General features: G+C 58.9%; 14 protein-coding genes and 2 pseudogenes. All 16 read left to right on the forward strand.

The annotated features are described in order from the left end of the window. Window positions 1–55 precede the first annotated feature (55 nt). On the forward strand, window positions 56–988 hold the full coding sequence (locus B2D37_RS03340) for a chemotaxis protein CheV (protein WP_079201385.1): 933 nt from the start codon (window positions 56–58) through the stop codon (window positions 986–988). A gap of 214 nt (window positions 989–1,202) precedes the next feature. After that, the gene (cheR, locus tag B2D37_RS03345) at window positions 1,203–2,030 is read left to right on the forward strand and encodes a protein-glutamate O-methyltransferase CheR (RefSeq protein ID WP_079204888.1); all 828 of its coding nucleotides are present in this window, start codon (window positions 1,203–1,205) and stop codon (window positions 2,028–2,030) included. A 525-nt stretch (window positions 2,031–2,555) separates the two neighbouring features. Beyond that, entirely contained in the window at window positions 2,556–2,963 is a 408-nt protein-coding gene (flgB, locus tag B2D37_RS03350) for a flagellar basal body rod protein FlgB (protein WP_079201386.1), read from the forward strand. 14 nt (window positions 2,964–2,977) lie between these two features. Then, complete coding sequence (gene flgC / locus B2D37_RS03355; protein WP_079201387.1) at window positions 2,978–3,421, forward strand: flagellar basal body rod protein FlgC; 444 nt, start codon at window positions 2,978–2,980, stop codon at window positions 3,419–3,421. Between the two features lie 21 nt (window positions 3,422–3,442). Further along, window positions 3,443–4,108 carry a flagellar hook assembly protein FlgD gene (gene flgD, locus B2D37_RS03360; RefSeq protein ID WP_079201388.1) on the forward strand — a complete coding sequence of 222 codons (666 nt, stop codon included), beginning with the start codon at window positions 3,443–3,445 and terminating at the stop codon, window positions 4,106–4,108. A gap of 44 nt (window positions 4,109–4,152) precedes the next feature. Beyond that, entirely contained in the window at window positions 4,153–5,643 is a 1,491-nt protein-coding gene (locus B2D37_RS03365; RefSeq protein ID WP_079201389.1) for a flagellar hook protein FlgE, read from the forward strand. A 480-nt stretch (window positions 5,644–6,123) separates the two neighbouring features. After that, on the forward strand, window positions 6,124–6,864 hold the full coding sequence (locus B2D37_RS03370) for a flagellar basal body rod protein FlgF (protein ID WP_079201390.1): 741 nt from the start codon (window positions 6,124–6,126) through the stop codon (window positions 6,862–6,864). Window positions 6,865–6,910: 46 nt separating this feature from the next. Continuing rightward, entirely contained in the window at window positions 6,911–7,696 is a 786-nt protein-coding gene (gene flgG, locus B2D37_RS03375) for a flagellar basal-body rod protein FlgG (RefSeq protein ID WP_079201391.1), read from the forward strand. A 61-nt stretch (window positions 7,697–7,757) separates the two neighbouring features. Then, a complete protein-coding gene (gene flgH, locus B2D37_RS03380) occupies window positions 7,758–8,453 on the forward strand; it encodes a flagellar basal body L-ring protein FlgH (protein ID WP_079201392.1) in 696 nt (231 codons plus the stop codon). Between the two features lie 80 nt (window positions 8,454–8,533). Then, the gene (locus B2D37_RS03385; protein WP_079204889.1) at window positions 8,534–9,631 is read left to right on the forward strand and encodes a flagellar basal body P-ring protein FlgI; all 1,098 of its coding nucleotides are present in this window, start codon (window positions 8,534–8,536) and stop codon (window positions 9,629–9,631) included. 10 nt (window positions 9,632–9,641) lie between these two features. Then, the gene (gene flgJ / locus B2D37_RS03390; RefSeq protein WP_079201393.1) at window positions 9,642–10,814 is read left to right on the forward strand and encodes a flagellar assembly peptidoglycan hydrolase FlgJ; all 1,173 of its coding nucleotides are present in this window, start codon (window positions 9,642–9,644) and stop codon (window positions 10,812–10,814) included. 8 nt (window positions 10,815–10,822) lie between these two features. Beyond that, a complete protein-coding gene (gene flgK / locus B2D37_RS03395) occupies window positions 10,823–12,895 on the forward strand; it encodes a flagellar hook-associated protein FlgK (RefSeq protein ID WP_079201394.1) in 2,073 nt (690 codons plus the stop codon). A gap of 113 nt (window positions 12,896–13,008) precedes the next feature. Then, window positions 13,009–14,568, forward strand: coding sequence for a flagellar hook-associated protein 3 (locus B2D37_RS03400; RefSeq protein WP_079201395.1), 1,560 nt, complete (start codon window positions 13,009–13,011; stop codon window positions 14,566–14,568). A 425-nt stretch (window positions 14,569–14,993) separates the two neighbouring features. Continuing rightward, window positions 14,994–15,950, forward strand: a pseudogene (locus B2D37_RS24040) (flagellin hook IN motif-containing protein); the annotation flags it as partial. A 666-nt stretch (window positions 15,951–16,616) separates the two neighbouring features. Further along, window positions 16,617–16,922, forward strand: a pseudogene (locus B2D37_RS24045) (flagellin); the annotation flags it as partial. Window positions 16,923–16,993: 71 nt separating this feature from the next. Then, window positions 16,994–17,353, forward strand: coding sequence for a flagellar protein FlaG (locus B2D37_RS03410; protein ID WP_079201397.1), 360 nt, complete (start codon window positions 16,994–16,996; stop codon window positions 17,351–17,353). The last annotated feature ends 63 nt before the right edge of the window (window positions 17,354–17,416 follow it).

The raw sequence follows: 17,416 nt of genomic DNA on the forward strand, positions 1-17,416 counted from the left end.
GTGCCGCCTGCTACACGAAGCACAATGTGCGCTACTCAAATATAGGGGTTGGGGCATGGCCGGTGTAATGGATTCGGTTAACCAGCGCACGCAGTTGGTTGGGCAGAATCGTTTGGAACTGCTGCTGTTTCGTCTTGATGGCGGGCAGCTTTATGGCATCAACGTATTCAAGGTGAAGGAGGTGCTGCAATGCCCCAAGCTCACCATCATGCCCAGATCCAGCCCCATCGTACGGGGGGTTGCGAGTATTCGGGGGGGCACCATTCCTATCCTCGATCTGTCCATGGCTACCGGGCGGCCGCCTTTGCAGGATCTGAAGAACAGCTTCGTCATCATCACCGAATACAACACCAAGATTCAGGGCTTTCTGGTGCATTCGGTCGAGCGCATCGTCAACATGAACTGGGAGGAGATCCATCCGCCACCCAAAGGCGCGGGGCGAGATCACTACCTCACTGCAGTGACCCGCCTTGACAATGAGTTGGTGGAAATTCTCGACGTGGAGAAAATCCTCGCCGAGGTGTCGCCGACGTCCGAGGTGATTTCTGCCGGTGTTGTGGATGCTGAAACCCAGAGCAAGGCGCTCAGCAAGCACGTGCTGATCGTCGATGACTCATCGGTGGCACGCAAGCAGGTGATTCGTTGCCTACAAACCGTTGGGGTGGAGGTCACGGCGCTGAACGATGGTCGGCAAGCCCTGGATTACCTGCGTAACATGGCAGACGAGGGCAGGCATCCTGACCAGGAGTTGCTGATGCTGATTTCCGATATCGAGATGCCGGAAATGGACGGTTATACCCTGACCGCAGAGATCCGCAGCGATGTGCGTATGCAGAAGTTGCACATCCTCCTGCATACTTCGCTTTCCGGGGTGTTCAATCAGGCCATGGTGAAGAAGGTTGGCGCCAATGACTTTCTCCCTAAGTTTCGTCCTGATGATCTGGCATCGCGGGTAGTGGCACGCATCAATGAGGTCGATCAGGCCTAGTGAACGCAGGGCGAACGCCCGCTGGGGGGTTGTCTCGCGCTGGCAGAATCGCAGGCTGTGCCGGCTACCGGGCTTGGCTTTTTTCAAGCGTAAAATGAGTTGTTGAACCTGTTTTTAACACCGTATCTCCGAATGCAGCAGTGTTGCTTCGATCTGAAGATAAGGCAGCGGGTGCATCTTTCAGTGCAACACTTTGATTGGCGAGGCCTGGCTAGTGTCTTCAGGTAATTTGGATTTTGAACAGTTCCGGACGTTCCTGGAAAAGGCCTGTGGCATTTTGCTGGGTAGCAATAAACAGTACCTGGTATCCAGTCGGCTGAACAAGCTGCAGGAACAGCACGGGATCAAGACTCTCGGGGAATTGGTGCAGCGCATGCAAAGCCAGCCGCGTAGCGGTTTGCGTGAGCAGGTGGTGGATGCCATGACCACCAATGAAACCCTGTGGTTTCGTGATACCTATCCCTTCGAGGTACTGAAGAATCGGGTCTTGCCCGAGATGATCAAGGCGGCTCCGGGCCAGCGTATGCGCATTTGGTCTGCGGCCTGTTCTTCGGGGCAGGAGCCGTATTCCCTGTCGATGAGCATCGACGAGTTCGAGAAAACCAATATCGGCCAACTCAAGGCCGGCGTACAAATTGTTGCCACCGACCTTTCGCCGTCGATGTTGGCCAATTGCAAATCCGGTGAATACGACAGCCTGGCAATGGGGCGGGGTCTGTCGCAAGAACGCTTGCAGCGCTATTTCGATCCGAAAGCACCGGGACGTTGGGTGGTCAAACCGGCGATCAAGAGTCGCGTCGAATTTCGTCCGCTGAACCTGATGGACAGTTATGCCAGCCTGGGCAAGTTCGACATCGTGTTTTGCCGCAACGTGTTGATCTATTTTTCCGCCGAGATGAAGAAAGACATCCTCACGCGCATACATGCCATGTTGAAGCCGGGTGGCTACCTGTTCCTCGGCGCGTCGGAGGCACTCAACGGCCTGCCGGATCGTTATCAGATGGTGCAATGCAGCCCGGGGATCATCTACAAGGTCAAGTAAGCCGGTTGCACAGGGTTGCACTGTATAAAGAAGCGGGAGGCCAGTGGCCTCCCGTTTTTGTTAGTCGATTATGTGCGAATTGCGGGGATTGTCCTTGCCGCAGGCGCCCTACGAGCCTGTAGGAGGGCCGCCCCGGCGCGATGCTTTTCCTTATGGCGCGGACTACGCCTGCTATTGCCGCGGGTCGCGCCTCCTGCAGGTTGGTGCGCTGCCTGACGATCTGGACAGCCCTCTGGTCTGGATTCCGCCCAGGCTTAGTCCAGGCTACGACGCCGTTTCCGTTGGTGACTCATGGTTGGTGGTTGAAGAAAACACTTGATCAGCTGTGGCCACGCGCAGCGGCAAAACCCCGACCCGCTTGCCGGATTGTTTGCCATGAGGCGGAAAAGTCTTGCCGCTCGGCCTATTAAGATGCCTTTATTATTTAATAAGTTATTGAAATATAACATAAAAAATAAATGGCACGACCTTTGCTAAATGTCTTGTACGGAAAACAGGCAAGCCCAACGGCAAAGGTTCCTGACCATGAGTATCAGCTTCGACAGCGCACTAGGCATCCACGAACGGGCACTCGGCTTTCGCGCCGATCGTGCCGAGGTATTGGCCAATAACATAGCCAACGCCGATACGCCCAACTACAAGGCGCGCGATCTGGATTTCGCTTCGGTGCTGGCCGAGCAGAGTGCCAATGCCCAGCGTGGTTCGGCCGGCCTGGCCCGTACCAACAGCCGGCACATCGCCGCCGAGGGCATGGCCATGGGCAATGCCAGTCTGGCCTACCGCATCCCTTCGCACCCATCGATCGATCAGAACACCGTCGACGTGCAAGTGGAACAGACCACTTACGCGGAAAACGCGGTGAACTTCCAAGCCAGCTTCACCTTTCTCAACAGCAAATTCAAAGGGCTGGTCAGCGCCCTGCGCGGCGATTAAAGGAGCCCGAAGCCATGTCATTAGCCAGTGTTTTCAATATCGCCGGAACCGGCATGAGTGCCCAGAGCACTCGTCTGAATACCATTTCCAGCAACATCGCCAACGCCGAGTCGGTGTCGTCGAGCGTCGATCAGACCTATCGCGCACGCCATCCGGTATTTGCCACCATGTTCCAGCAGTCCATGGGCGATGGCAGTGGTTCGTTGTTCGCCGAGCAGGATCAGGCCGGCAGCGGCGTGCAGGTGCTGGGTATCGTCGAGGATCAGAGCGATCTGAAGCCGCGCTACGAGCCGAACCATCCGGCGGCCGATGAAGGCGGCTATGTGTACTACCCCAACGTCAATGTGGTCGAGGAAATGGCCGACATGATTTCCGCCAGCCGGGCGTTCCAGACCAACGTCGAGATGATGAACACGGCCAAACAAATGTTGCAGCGCGTACTGACCCTGGGTCAGTAAATCGCAGGAAGGGGATAAGGCATGAGCACTGTAAATGGCGTCAGTTCGGCACTCGATCAATACCAGATCAAGAGTGACACCACGGCCAATAAAGAATTGGGCAAGAACGAATTTCTCAACTTGTTGGTGGCGCAACTGAATAACCAGAACCCCCTGGAGCCGCAGAGTAATGGCGAGTTCATTGCCCAGTTGGCCCAATTCAGCCAGGTCGAAGGCATCGAGAAGCTCAATACCAGCATGGGGTCTCTGTTGTCGGGCTATCAATCCTCCCAGGCGCTGCAGGCCTCCTCCCTGGTCGGGCGCAAGGTGATCATTCCGACCGACCAGGCGGTGGTCGATACCAGCGAGAGCTTCAAGGCCAGCATGGTCCTGCCGACCAGCAGCAGCAACGTCTACGTCAATGTCTACGACAACGCGGGAACGGTGGTGAGCCGAATCAATATGGGCGAGCAGGCCGCCGGCAATGTCAGCTTTATCTGGGACGGCAAGGATGCCAGCGGCAAACAGTTGCCGCCTGGCACCTACAAGTTCGAGGCGCAGGCCACCTACGAAGGCAAGACCGAGGCGCTTTACACCATGCTCCCGGCCAACGTCGACAGTGTGGTGCTGGGCGGCAGCGAGTTGATGCTCAACCTGGCGGGGCTTGGCAGTGTGCCGCTCTCCCAGGTGCAGGTAATCGGTCAGTAATTTCAGGATTTTAGTCGCCGGCTATACCGGCAAAGGAGACTTCCATGGCGTTCAATATCGGTCTTAGTGGCCTGCGAGCTGCGACCAGCGATCTCAACGTGACCGGCAACAACATTGCCAACGCCGGTACGGCCGGCTTCAAGCAGTCGCGTGCGGAGTTTTCCGATGTCTATGCGGCTTCGGTGAACGGTACCGGCAAGAATGCGGTGGGTAGCGGTGTACTCCTGAGCAACGTCTCGCAGCTGTTCAATCAGGGTAATGTCAATTACACGCAAAATTCCCTGGACCTGGCGATCAACGGCAACGGTTTCTTTCAGACCAGCAACAACGGCGAGGTCAGTTACACCCGTGCCGGCTATTTCGGTACCGATCGCGATGGCTTCATGGTCAATAACTTCGGCTACAAGCTGCAGGGCTATGCCGTCGATGGCAGCGGCAACCTGCAGAATGGTGTGATCAGCGATTTGCGCATCGAAACCGCGAGCCAGGCGCCGCGGTCAACCACGAAACTGGATCAGACCTTCAACCTGAACTCGACCAATACCGTGCCGACATCCTGGCAGGGCACTTACGACGCGACTACCCTGGCTGCTTATAACACCGCTTACAACACATCCATTGCTAGTGCTGCGGATCCAGCTAACCCTGATGCTACGGAAATCGCTACTGCGCAAGCTGCAGGCCAAGCAGCTGCGGCTTCCCCGGCAACCATTACGGCTGCTCGGCTGGCAGCCAACGCCACCTTCAATCCGGCCGATCCGACCACCTACAACTCCTCCACTTCGACCAACGTCTACGACACTCAGGGCAATGCCCATGTGTTGAGCCAGTACTTCGTCAAGACCGGCGCCAACGAGTGGCAGATGAATGTATTGGTCGATGGGCGCAATCCGGCTACTCCGACTTCCACCACGCCCTATTCGATGGCTGTCGGCTTTACGGCCAGTGGTCAGCTGGATACCAGCAGCCTGACCTCCAGTGCGGCTTTCACCGTCGATGCCACCGGGCGCTTTACCATGAATGGCTGGGTGCCCGCCGCGCCGGATGGCGGCGTGCCGCCGGTATGGTCGAGCAATGGCGCGAATGCCAACCCCACTGGCATTCTGGTTGATATGCGCAGCTCCACGCAGTTCTCCAGCTCCTTTGCGGTCAACAGCGTCAGTCAGGATGGCTACACCACCGGCCAGCTGGCGGGTCTGGAGATCGACGACACCGGGGTGATTTTCGCCCGTTACACCAACGGTCAATCCAAGGTGCAAGGGCAGGTGATTCTGGCCAGCTTCGCCAACGTGCAGGGCCTGACCCCGGTAGGCAAAACCGCTTGGGTGCAGTCCTTCGCCTCTGGCGAGCCGGTGGTCGGTACGCCGCGCAGCGGTACCCTGGGCGCCTTGCAGTCCGGCGCCCTGGAAGACTCCAACGTTGAACTGTCCGACCAGTTGGTCAACCTGATCGTCGCCCAGCGCAACTACCAGGCCAACGCCAAGACCATCGAGACCGAAAGCTCGATTACCCAGACCATCATCAACCTGCGCTGATAAGGCGCGGCGCCTCAGCGCGCCGGTCTATCCGTGACGTAGCCGCATAAGCCCCGGCGCAATCCGGGGCGCGGCTGCGCAGGCGCGGGAGTTTTCGGGTTTTATCTCGCTCGTTGTGATGGCTATCGCTGCGCTCAACGCCATCCTGCGGCTCATTGCGTCATCAAAGCGGTCAGGTTTTTGTAGGATGTGGCGGGCCGCGTAGGCTTGAGCGTAGCGATACCCATCGACGTTTAGGCGGATCGCCACTCAATCCGCCTGATTGGGGCGGCGTCAGCGCCTCTGCACGGCAGGCAATGGCTTTGCCGCCGGCGGCAATAACTCGCCGACGCGCTCTTGAAAGGCTCCTTGTGGAGCCTTTTCTGTATGTTAAAAATCATATATTTCAACGCACTATGATTATCCGTTGAGGGTGGCACGACCTTTGCTCTATTACCTTATATAGAGCAGCAGGCGTCACGCCTACCTCGGAGGATAACCATGGACAAGATGCTATACGTCTCCATGACTGGAGCCCAAAACAACAGCCTGGCCCAGAGTGCCCACGCCAACAACCTGGCGAATATCTCGACCAACGGCTTTCGCCGCGACTTCGAGCAGGCGCGTTCGATGCAGGTCTTCGGCGATACGCTGCCGGCGCGGGTCTATGCCATGACCGAGCGCCCCGGTACCGACTTCACTCCCGGCTCGATGCAGGAAACCGGTCGCGACCTGGATGTGGCGATTGGCGGTCGTGGATGGCTGGCCGTGCAGGCCGCCGACGGCAGCGAGGCATATGTGCGCACTGCCAGCCTGAATATTGACGCTCTTGGCGTGTTGCGCACCGGCAACGGCTTGCCGGTGATGGGCAACGGTGGGCCGATTGCCGTGCCGCCAGAGCAGAAAATCGAGATCGGCCAGGACGGCACCATCAGCATACGTGCCCTCGGCGAGGGGCCTAGCGTGCTCGCCGAGGTTGATCGGTTGAAGCTGGTCAATCCCGATCTCAAGCAGATGGAGAAGGGCAGCGACGGCCTGATTCGCTTCAAGGGTACCGGGCCGGTGCAGGCGGATGCCACGGTGCAGATAACCTCCGGCTTTCTCGAGTCGAGCAACGTCAATGCGGTGGAGGAGATGACCGCGATCCTCTCCCTGTCCCGCCAGTTCGAACTGCAAGTCAAGATGATGCGCACCGCCGAAGACAATGCGGCCGCTGTGGCGCGGGTTTTGCAAATTAGCTAATTACCAGCACGCAGCGCCTTGAAAATGGCGCTCGAGGAGAATCGATATGCTTCCGGCACTGTGGGTCAGCAAGACCGGTCTGTCCGCTCAGGACATGAACCTGACCACCATTTCCAACAACCTGGCCAACGTCTCGACCACGGGTTTCAAGCGCGACCGTGCCGAGTTCGAGGATCTGCTGTATCAGATCCGCCGCCAGCCAGGTGGTCAGTCCAGCCAGGACAGCCAGCTGCCGTCCGGTTTGCAGCTGGGTACCGGTGTACGCGTGGTCGGCACGCAGAAGATCTTCACCGCCGGCAGCCTGCAAACCACCGAACAACCCCTGGACATGGCGGTCAACGGCCGCGGTTTCTTCCAGGTGTTGATGCCCGATGGCACGGTGTCCTATACCCGTGATGGCAGCTTTCACCTGAATTCGGATGGCCAGGTCGTCACCTCCAACGGGTATGCCTTGGAGCCGGCGATCGTTCTGCCCAATGAAGTGCGCACCTTCACCGTTGGCGAAGACGGTACGGTTTCGGTGACCACCGACGGCAGTCCGCAGCCGCAGATCGTCGGCAATTTGCAGACCGCCGACTTCATCAATCCGGCGGGCCTGGAAGCGATCGGCAACAACCTGTTCCTGGAAACCGCCGCCAGCGGTGCACCACAGGTCGGCACGCCGGGCCTCAACGGCTTGGGTACCACCCTGCAGAACACCCTGGAAAACTCCAACGTCAGCGTGGTCGAGGAATTGGTGAACATGATCACCACCCAGCGCGCCTACGAGATGAACTCGAAAGTCATCTCCACCGCCGATCAGATGTTGGCCTTCGTTTCGCAGAATCTTTAATGCCTGATGCTGGGCGTTAGCCCGGCCCTGGCCCGATATACAACGCGGTGAGGTAGTGGTTATGAACCGGCTGGTAATAGTGCTCTCGATGCTGGGTCTTGCGCTTCTGGGTGGCTGCGTCTCGCCGCCAGCGAAGCCCAACGACCCGTATTACGCACCGGTCCTGCCGCGCACGCCGTTACCGGCGGAGCAGAACAATGGTTCGATTTATCAGGCCGGCTTCGAGAACAATCTGTTCGGTGACCGCAAGGCCTACCGCGTTGGTGACATCATCACCATCACCCTCAACGAGCGCACCCAGGCCAGCAAGAATGCCGGCTCGCAGATCCAGAAGGACAGCAGCGCCGACATCGGCCTGACCTCGCTGTTCGGTGGCGCGGTATCGGCGGCCAATCCATTTTCCGACAATAAGTTGTCGCTGGGCGCCGAGTACAACTCCAGCCGCGATACCAAGGGCGATAGCAAAGCGGCTCAGGGCAACAGCCTGAGTGGTTCGATCACGGTGACCGTGGCCGAGGTGCTACCCAATGGCATTCTGGCCGTGCGTGGCGAGAAGTGGATGACCCTCAATACCGGCGATGAGCTGGTGCGTATCGCCGGCCTGGTACGCGCCGACGATATCGCCACGGACAATACGGTGGCCTCGACCCGCATCGCCGATGCGCGCATCACCTACTCGGGCACCGGCGCCTTTGCCGACGCCAGTCAGCCAGGTTGGCTCGATCGTTTCTTCATCAGCCCGCTGTGGCCGTTTTGAACAGGATGACGCCGATGACCACCGTAGGAGCGGGCCATGCCCGCGAAAACGTCCGTGTGGCGTATAGCAAGATCGCGGGCATGGCCCGCTCCTACGGTTTGCTGCTGTGCCTGCTGCTGTGCCTGCCGGCGCAAGCTGAACGGCTCAAGGACCTGGCCAGCATCCAGGGCGTGCGCAGCAACCAGCTGATCGGTTACGGCCTGGTGGTCGGCCTCAATGGCAGCGGCGACCAGACCACCCAGACACCGTTCACCGTACAGACCTTCAACAACATGATGGCGCAGTTCGGCATCAAGGTGCCGCAAGGTGGCAACGTCCAACTGAAGAACGTCGCGGCGGTGTCCATTCATGCCGATTTACCCGCGTTCGCCAGGCCGGGGCAGACCATCGATATCACCGTGTCCTCAATCGGTAACGCCAAGAGCCTGCGCGGTGGCAGCTTGCTGATGTCGCCGCTCAAGGGTATCGACGGTAATGTCTATGCCATCGCCCAGGGCAATCTGGTGGTCGGCGGCTTCGATGCCGAAGGCGGCGACGGTTCGCGGATTACCGTCAATGTACCCTCGGCGGGGCGTATTCCTGGCGGCGCATCGGTCGAGCGCTCGGTGCCCAGCGGTTTCAATCAGGGCAATACCCTGACGCTCAATCTCAATCGCCCGGACTACACCACCGCGAAGAATATCGTCGACCAGATCAACGACTTGCTCGGCCCCGGTGTCGCCCAGGCGCTTGACGGCGGTTCGATCCGCGTCAGTGCGCCGCTGGATGCGAATCAGCGCGTGGATTACCTGTCGATTCTGGAGAACCTCGAAGTGGAAGTCGGCCAGGCGGTGGCCAAGATCATCATCAATTCACGCACCGGCACCATCGTCATTGGCCAGAACGTGCGCGTACAGCCGGCCGCCGTGACCCACGGCAGCCTGACGGTAACCATTACCGAAGACCCTATCGTCAGTCAGCCGGAGGCCCTATCCGGTGGGCAGACCGTGGTGGTGCCGCGTTCGCGAGTCAATGCCGACCAAGAGGCCAAGCCGATGTTCAAGTTCGGCCCCGGAACCACACTGGATGAAATTGTCCGGGCGGTTAACCAGGTGGGCGCATCGCCCTCCGACCTGATGGCCATCCTGGAGGCGCTCAAGCAAGCCGGCGCCTTGCAGGCTGACCTGATTGTCATTTGAGGTATAGGTTATGGATTCTCGACTCTCGGCCGGCTTGCTCGGCAGCGTCAACACCAACAGCCCGCTGGACAGCGGCGCCTTCACCGACCTGAACCGCCTCAACCAGTTCAAGCTCGGTGGCGACAGCGAAAAGAACATTCGCAAGGTGGCGCAGGAGTTCGAGTCGCTGTTTCTCAATGAAATGCTCAAAGCCATGCGTTCGGCCAACGAAGTGTTCGCCGAAGGCAATTTCATGAACAGCAACGAGAGCAAGACCTACCAGGACATGCACGATCAGCAATTGTCGGTGACCCTGTCGAATAATCAGAACGGTATCGGCCTGGCCGACGTGCTGGTGCGGCAGATGTCGCAGCTCAAGGACTCCGGCAGTCGGCCCAATCCTTTCGCCCAGGTCGATGCGCCGGTGCCGAGTGCGCCGAGCAAGCCGTTGGCCCAGGTCGACAGCAGCCGCGACGACTCATCCCTGCTCAACCAGCGGCGTCTGTCGCTGCCGGGCAGGTTGAGCGAGCGGATGATGGTGGGAATCGTGCCTACGGCTGGCGCGGCAGCGGCACAGCCTCTGGCGCAGAACGACTGGATTGCGGCCAAGGCGTTTGCCGCTCCCGCCGACAAGGCCCTGAGCCTGAATGGCGCAGATGCCATCAGCGGTCGTCGTCTGGCCCAGGCGTCGGGCAAGACAGCCTTCACCTCGAAGGACGAGTTCATCGCGGCCATGCTGCCGATGGCCGAGCAGGCCGCAGAGAAGATCGGTGTCGATGCGCGCTACCTGGTGGCCCAGGCTGCACTTGAAACCGGTTGGGGCAAGTCGATCATTCGCCAGCAGGACGGCACCAGCAGCCACAACCTGTTCGGCATCAAGAGCCACAACAGCTGGGATGGCGAGTCGGCGCGGGTGCTGACCACCGAATTCAAGGGCGGTAAGGCCGTCAAAGAGGCTGCATCCTTCCGCTCCTATGATTCTTATGCCCATAGCTTTGATGATTATGTGAGTTTTTTGCAGAGCAACGGTCGCTACGAAAAAGCCCTCGATGCCACGCAGAACCCGGAGCAATTCGCCCGTGAGCTGCAGAAGGCCGGTTACGCCACCGACCCGCAGTACGCCCGCAAGGTGGCGCAGATCGCCCGGCAGATGTCGACCTACCAAGCGATCGCTTCCAGCGATACCGCGCCGACCCGGGGATGAATTGAGCCATGGCTGACTTACTGAGTATTGGCCTGTCCGGGTTGTCGGCGAACAAGACTTCGCTGGCTGTCACCGGCCATAACATCACCAACGTCAACACCCCGGGGTTTTCTCGCCAGGATGCAGTGCAGGCCACGCGTAACCCGCAGTTCAGTGGCGCCGGCTATATAGGCTCGGGCACTACCCTGGTGGATATCCGTCGTACCTACAGTGAATTTCTGACCGCGCAGGTGCGCAGCAGTACCGCCCTCAGCTCCGATGTCGAGGCGTATAGAGGCCAGATCGAACAGCTCGACTCGCTGTTGGCCGGCACCACCACTGGCATCACGCCCTCGCTGCAGAAGTTCTTCTCTTCCCTGCAGACGGCCGCCGAAGACCCAGCCAACATCCCGGCGCGACAACTGGTGCTGTCCGAGGCGGAAGGCCTGGCCAGGCGCTTCAATACGGTGTCCGAGCGGATCACCGAGCAGAACAGCTTTATCAACAAACAAATGGTCGCGGTCAGCGACCAGGTCAATCGTCTGGCCACCTCGATCGCTGGCTACAACGATGCCATCGCCAAGGCCGCCGCGAACGGCCAGCAACCCAACGACTTGCTCGATGCGCGCGAGGAGGCGGTCCGTCAGCTGTCCACCTACGTGGGCGTGACCGTGGTGGCGCAGGATGACAACTCGCTCAATCTGTTCGTCGGCTCTGGCCAGCCGTTGGTGGTGGGTAGCACCACCAGCCGCCTGGAAGTCGGGCCAGGGCAGGGCGACCCGACGCGTTTTGAAGTGAGCTTCGTCAGCGGCGGCTCGCGCCAGGGCATCACCTCCTTGCTCACTGGTGGCGAGCTGGGCGGGCTGATTCGCTACCGCGCGGAAACCCTGGACCCGACCCTCAATTCGCTTGGGCGACTGGCGCTGGCGGTCAGTGATCAGGTCAATACCCAGCTAGGCCAGGGCCTGGACTTGAAGGGCCAGGTAGGCTCGGCGTTGTTCGGTGACTACAACGCTACGGCGCTGGCCGCGTTACGCGTGCGGGCTTTTTCGAGTAATACCAGTAACGTTCAGCCGGCGTTGAATATCACCGATACCAGCGTACTCACCACCAGCGACTATCGTCTTGAATTCGACGGCAGCAACTACAGCGCCCGACGCTTGAGCGATGGTGCGGCGATGACGATCAGCCCCAGCTCGCCTGGCAGCTATCCGGCGACCCTGACGTTCACCGATGCGGCCGGCCGCGATCAGGGCTTCGAGCTGGCCATCAATTCTGCGCCGGCGGCGGCGGATAAATTTCTGCTGCAACCAACCCGGCGAGGCGCCACGACCATCAGCGCCCAGCTGGATCAACCGGATCAGTTGGCGTTTGCCGCGCCCTTGCGTTCGCAGGCCGAGTTGCAGAATCGCGGTAATGCGGTGATAGGTCAGCCGGAAATTACCAACACCCTCGAGCCGATGGAGTTGGCCAATCTCAAGGCTATCAATTCGATTGGGCTGACGTTCGATGCGGCCAATAATCGCCTGCAATTCAACACCCCATTGCCGGCTGGGGTGACTATTACCTCACCTGCGCTGCCCGCGCTGCCTGCGCCTCAAGTGCAGGCTATCGGCATCACGCCTGGGCAAAGCAATCAGCTCAGTTATGTCGTCGAGGTCGATGTCGGGGGCGTTGTACAGTCCTACACGATCAGCCAGAGCTTCAGCGGTCGCCCGGAAAATGGCGATAGATTCAGTATGGGGTTCAATGCCAACGGCGTATCGGACAACCGCAACGCCCTGAAATTGGTGGATCTGCAGAACAAGCAGACCGTGGGCGTGGATCGGTCAGTGGCTATCAGCACCGGCGTCAGCTTCACCGATGGCTATGGCGATCTGGTCGAGCGCGTCGGCACCCTGACCGCGCAAGCCCGACAGGACAGCGCCGCGACCGGCGCCATCCTCAAGCAGGCGACCAACAACCGCGACTCGCTGTCGGCGGTCAACCTCGACGAAGAGGCCGCCAACCTGATCAAATTCGAGCAGTACTACAACGCTTCGGCGCAGGTCATTCAAGTTGCGCGCTCTTTGTTCGATACCCTGATCAATACCTTTAGATAAATGTGCGCCGATATCAGGCGCGTACAGGACAATCCCCTCTCCCTTCGGGAGAGGGCTAGGGTGAGGGGCTGCTAGCGGCGGCCAGACTCCGGATTGCAACAAGAGGCTCAAGCATGCGCATCTCTACCATCCAGGCGTTCAACAACGGAGTCGCCGGCATCCAGCGCAACTACGCCAATGCCACCCGCACCCAAGAGCAGATCAGCACCGGCAACCGCATCCTCACCCCGGCGGACGACCCGGTCGCCTCGGTGCGCCTGCTGCAACTGGAACAACAGCAGAACGTGCTGACCCAGTACAAGGACAACCTCACCGCAGCGAAGAACAGCCTGACCCAGGAAGAAGTCACCCTCAACTCGGTGAATACAGCGCTTCAACGCGTGCGTGAGCTGGCGGTGCAGGCCGGTAATGGTGCGCTCAGTCAGGCGGATCGCAGTTCCATCGCTGCCGAGTTGCGTGAGCGTGAGAATGAATTGCTGACTCTGATGAACACGCGTAATGCTCGGGGTGAGTATCTGTTTTCAGGTTACCAGGGTAAAAGCCCGCCGTTTGTTCGCGCCGCCGATGGCAGCTACAGCTATCAAGGCGATGAAGGTCAGCGAAAACTGCAGGTAGCCAGTTCGTTGAATCTGGCCATCAGCGATAACGGCAAGAAGATCTTTGAAAATGTTCGCAACGCGGGGCGCATTGGTACCACCCAGCTCAATAGTCCTGTGGGTTCAACATTGCGAGCCTCTGCTCCGGTTGTGACCGATGAGGTTGCGTTTGCTGGCACTCCGGGTTTTCCTGCGGCAGGCATTGAGGTCGTCTTCCGTGATGCGCCCGACCAGCTTAGCTTTGATGCGTATGCATACCCGTGGGATGGTGTTGCGGCGGCTTTGCCCGGGGCTAGCGGTAAGCTCGATGACAAACCAGAACAGAGCGACAGCTATCAGTTTCGCGGTGTCAGTTTCAAGTTCGATGGCGTGCCGGTCGGTGGCGAGCGCGTGGCCGTTGTGCCTAAATCGGCTGGTGTAACAGTCAACTCCGTGTCTGCCAGCGCAGCAGGCTTGCGTACGGCCATCACCGATCCGGTTGCCTTTGCCGCGGCTTTCCCCGGGGGCAGCGCCAACCTCGCTATCGCCAATGGCGCGGTGGCCCCCGATCTGAACTTCACCCTGGATACCACGCCACCCACCACCCTGGATTTTTCTAGCGCCCCGGCGGATTACCCGCTGCTGTTGAGCACTGCCAATGGCTTGTCCATCCGTTTCGATAGTCCGCCGGCTGCTGGCGATAGCTTCGCCCTGAGTCCGGCAGCTGCCGAGGAAAAGCAGGGCATCCTCAATACGATTGCGGTTTTGCGCAAGTCGCTGGAAAACCAGCCGGATACCCCGGCTGGTAACCTCAATACCCGTGACGCTGTGGCTTTGGCGCTAACCAATCTTGATAACGGCATGGAGTCCGTCTCCAGCGTTCAAGGTGAAATTGGCGCTCGCTTGAATATTATCGAGTCGACCCAAACGGACAACGAAGATGTCAGCCTGCTCAATAAGGCCGTGCAGGCCGACTTGCGCGAGCTGGATTATGCCGAAGCGCTGACGCGACTATCGTTCCAGACGATTATTCTGGAGGCTGCGCAGCAGAGTTACGTCAAGATCAGCAGCCTCAACCTGTTCAACCAGCTGCGCTAAACCCTTGGTCGGCAGGCAAACGCCGTCGGCTTTTTGTAGGCGTGGGTTTATCAGCGAACATCGGCGATACCTTGTCAGTTCTAGCGCAAATAAATTTTCCCCCACAGGCCATGGTTTCAGGATTGTGGATGGCTACCGCTGTACCTCCCGCGCGGGTATCGGTGCGCACGGCGCGCCCTGCGCAGGGCTACAAAACCCCGAAACTGCGCCGGAAACCCGGCTAGTCGTGGCGATTGATCGTCTTTTGTCCGTAATCATCTGTTTTAAAACAGTAAAAAAAACAGCAGGAGAATCTCAAAAAAAACCTAAAGCTCCCCCCGCAAGCGCCGATACAAGTTACGAATGCGAACTTTATGGGTGCCTGGGCAAAGCCGGCCCAAGGTCGCACGCTCAGGCAAACACGCTAGTCCTTGGAGGACACCATCATGGCCTTGACAGTCAATACCAACATCCCGTCGCTCAACACCCAGCGCAACCTGACCAGCACGTCCAACGCGCTGAACACCTCGCTGGAGCGTCTGTCTACTGGTTCGCGCATCAACAGCGCCAAGGACGATGCCGCCGGCCTGCAGATCTCCAACCGTCTGACCAACCAGATCAGCGGCCTCAATGTTGCCGTGCGCAACGCCAACGATGGCATCTCCCTGTCGCAAACCGCTGAAGGTGCCTTGCAGCAGTCGACCAACCTGCTGCAGCGTATGCGCGACCTGTCCATCCAGTCTGCCAACGGTTCCAACAGCGACGCCGACCGTGCCTCCCTGCAAAAGGAAGTCTCCGCGCTGCAGGGTGAATTGACCCGTATCGCCGACACCACCACCTTTGGTGGCCGCAAGCTGCTCGATGGCTCCTTCGGGACATCCAGTTTCCAGGTCGGTTCCAATGCCTATGAAACCATCGATGTTGCTCTTAAGGGCGCAGGTGCAAGCTCCGTTGGTTCCTTCCAGTCAGGCAGCAAGGCAGTCAGTGATCCGGCATTGGCAGCCGGCGCTACACAATTAGGGAACGTGCCCACGGCAGCCAACCTGAGAGCAGTAACCGGCAGTGTGGTGGCGAATGCCGCTGCTGCTTTTGCTCCAGCCACTTTGACGGTAGTCGGCGGTGGTCAGGAAAAAGCCATCTCTGTAGCTGCCGATGACAGCGCCAAGAGCCTGGCGGCCAAACTCGATGGCGCTATTCCTGGCTTGAGCGCGACTGCGCGCACTGTGTTCACGGCCGAGGTGAAGGCGACGGCTTCCGAGTCGGCCAGCTTTGAGCTGACCGTGGGCAGCAATTCAGTAAAGCTGGTGGGAGTCTCTTCCACCCAGGATCTGGCCGACCAGATCAACTCCAACGCCGCAAAGTTAGGCGTCAAGGCCAATGTGGACAAGGATGGTGTGCTGACCGTCGAGTCCGGTTCTGGAGAGAACGTTAAGTTTGGTGCAATCACTGGCAATGCCGCCATCTCTGTGAAAGTACAGGATGCCGCGGGCAGCTTTGGTCCGGCTCGTTCAGTCGGTCATGGTGCTGGCGGGCAGACCGTGGTGGGTTCACTGCAGTTGAACTCGCCGTCCAGTTATTCGATTAGCTCTGGTGCGGATAGCACTGAAAATGTAAGTTTCCTCGAGACAAAACTTAGCGTTCTCGACATCAGTGCCTCTGTTGATTCCTTCAAGTTGGCAAGCATTACAGTATCAGGCGAAGCCATTGATTTATCAGCTTTTAAGTTCGATACCACTGCAGAGTTGATGGGTATTCTCACCGGCGACTCTCGGGCGAGTACCTTGCTTGATTTTAATGTGGCAGACGGCACTATTCGTTCTAAGGATGGCTCAAATGTGTCATTTGGTGCCTTGAGTCGGGTTGTTGATGCCTCTGGAGCTACATCGGGTACAGCAGTTGCTACAACCGATTTCCAAAACCAGCAACGTCAGATAGATGGAACTTTGGGTGCTTTAGCCAATACGGATAATGCAACTATTACCGCTCTTACTGTAAACGTGGCTGCGACCACTCCGCTTGAAGGCAGCCATGAGTTGTTCGCTTCAGCCAAGTCCTCGCTTACGTCGATCTCCGATGTGGATATCTCCACCGCAGACGGCGCCCAGCGGGCCCTGGCGGTAATCGACAACGCCCTGGCCTCCATCGACTCCCAGCGCGCCGACCTCGGTGCGGTGCAGAACCGTTTCGACAACACCATCAACAACCTGCAGAACATCTCGGAAAACGCCTCGGCTGCTCGCAGCCGGATCAAGGACACCGACTACGCTGCTGAAACTGCCAACCTGGCGAAGAACCAAGTGCTGCAGCAGGCTGGCACCGCGATTCTCGCTCAGGCCAAGCAGTTGCCGCAGGCTGTACTCTCCCTGCTGCAGTAAGGGTGGTATTGCAGTAACGCGTGGGAGGAAGGGGCAGCCCTTCCTCCCTTTCCTCCATGGGAGGTTTGGAAATGGATATTGCGAAGCTTTCATCCTTATCGTTGCCTGCTGCTCAGGGGTTACGTGAAGCGGCACGCGGGGATAGGCCCGACGCCAGTGCAAAACTTGATACCGCCATGGCCAAACAGGCCGATAACGAACCGCTTGCACGGGAGAGGCTTGACTCTGCTGTCGCGAGCATTTCCTCGTTTGTGCAGGGTGTGCAGCGCAGTCTTGACTTCAGCATCGATGAGTCGAGCGGAGAAGTGGTGGTCAAGGTGACGGATCGTGACTCGGGCGAGGTAATCAGGCAGTTGCCCTCCGAAGAGGCGTTGCGTCTGTCCGAGCAGCTTGAGTCGCTGCGCAGCCTGATGTTCGAGACGCGGGCTTGATGGCATGTTTCTTGGTTGTTTCGTCTGTATTCGGCTAAACAAACCGTTACAGACATTTTTTTG

It is taken from the genome of Pseudomonas sp. CC6-YY-74, assembly GCF_002025205.1.
Classification (GTDB): domain Bacteria; phylum Pseudomonadota; class Gammaproteobacteria; order Pseudomonadales; family Pseudomonadaceae; genus Aquipseudomonas; species Aquipseudomonas paeninsulae.

Excerpts from the sequence above, each read along its gene's own strand:
- flgK (WP_079201394.1), top strand. The coding sequence starts at position 10,823 with ATGGCTGACTTACTGAGTATTGGCCTGTCCGGGTTGTCGGCGAACAAG.
- flgC (WP_079201387.1), top strand. The coding sequence starts at position 2,978 with ATGTCATTAGCCAGTGTTTTCAATATCGCCGGAACCGGCATGAGTGCC.
- flgD (WP_079201388.1), top strand. The coding sequence starts at position 3,443 with ATGAGCACTGTAAATGGCGTCAGTTCGGCACTCGATCAATACCAGATC.
- flgB (WP_079201386.1), top strand. The coding sequence starts at position 2,556 with ATGAGTATCAGCTTCGACAGCGCACTAGGCATCCACGAACGGGCACTC.
- B2D37_RS03410 (WP_079201397.1), top strand. The coding sequence starts at position 16,994 with ATGGATATTGCGAAGCTTTCATCCTTATCGTTGCCTGCTGCTCAGGGG.
- flgH (WP_079201392.1), top strand. The coding sequence starts at position 7,758 with ATGAACCGGCTGGTAATAGTGCTCTCGATGCTGGGTCTTGCGCTTCTG.
- B2D37_RS03365 (WP_079201389.1), top strand. The coding sequence starts at position 4,153 with ATGGCGTTCAATATCGGTCTTAGTGGCCTGCGAGCTGCGACCAGCGAT.
- flgJ (WP_079201393.1), top strand. The coding sequence starts at position 9,642 with ATGGATTCTCGACTCTCGGCCGGCTTGCTCGGCAGCGTCAACACCAAC.
- flgG (WP_079201391.1), top strand. The coding sequence starts at position 6,911 with ATGCTTCCGGCACTGTGGGTCAGCAAGACCGGTCTGTCCGCTCAGGAC.
- B2D37_RS03400 (WP_079201395.1), top strand. The coding sequence starts at position 13,009 with ATGCGCATCTCTACCATCCAGGCGTTCAACAACGGAGTCGCCGGCATC.
- B2D37_RS03385 (WP_079204889.1), top strand. The coding sequence starts at position 8,534 with ATGGCCCGCTCCTACGGTTTGCTGCTGTGCCTGCTGCTGTGCCTGCCG.
- B2D37_RS03370 (WP_079201390.1), top strand. The coding sequence starts at position 6,124 with ATGGACAAGATGCTATACGTCTCCATGACTGGAGCCCAAAACAACAGC.
- B2D37_RS03340 (WP_079201385.1), top strand. The coding sequence starts at position 56 with ATGGCCGGTGTAATGGATTCGGTTAACCAGCGCACGCAGTTGGTTGGG.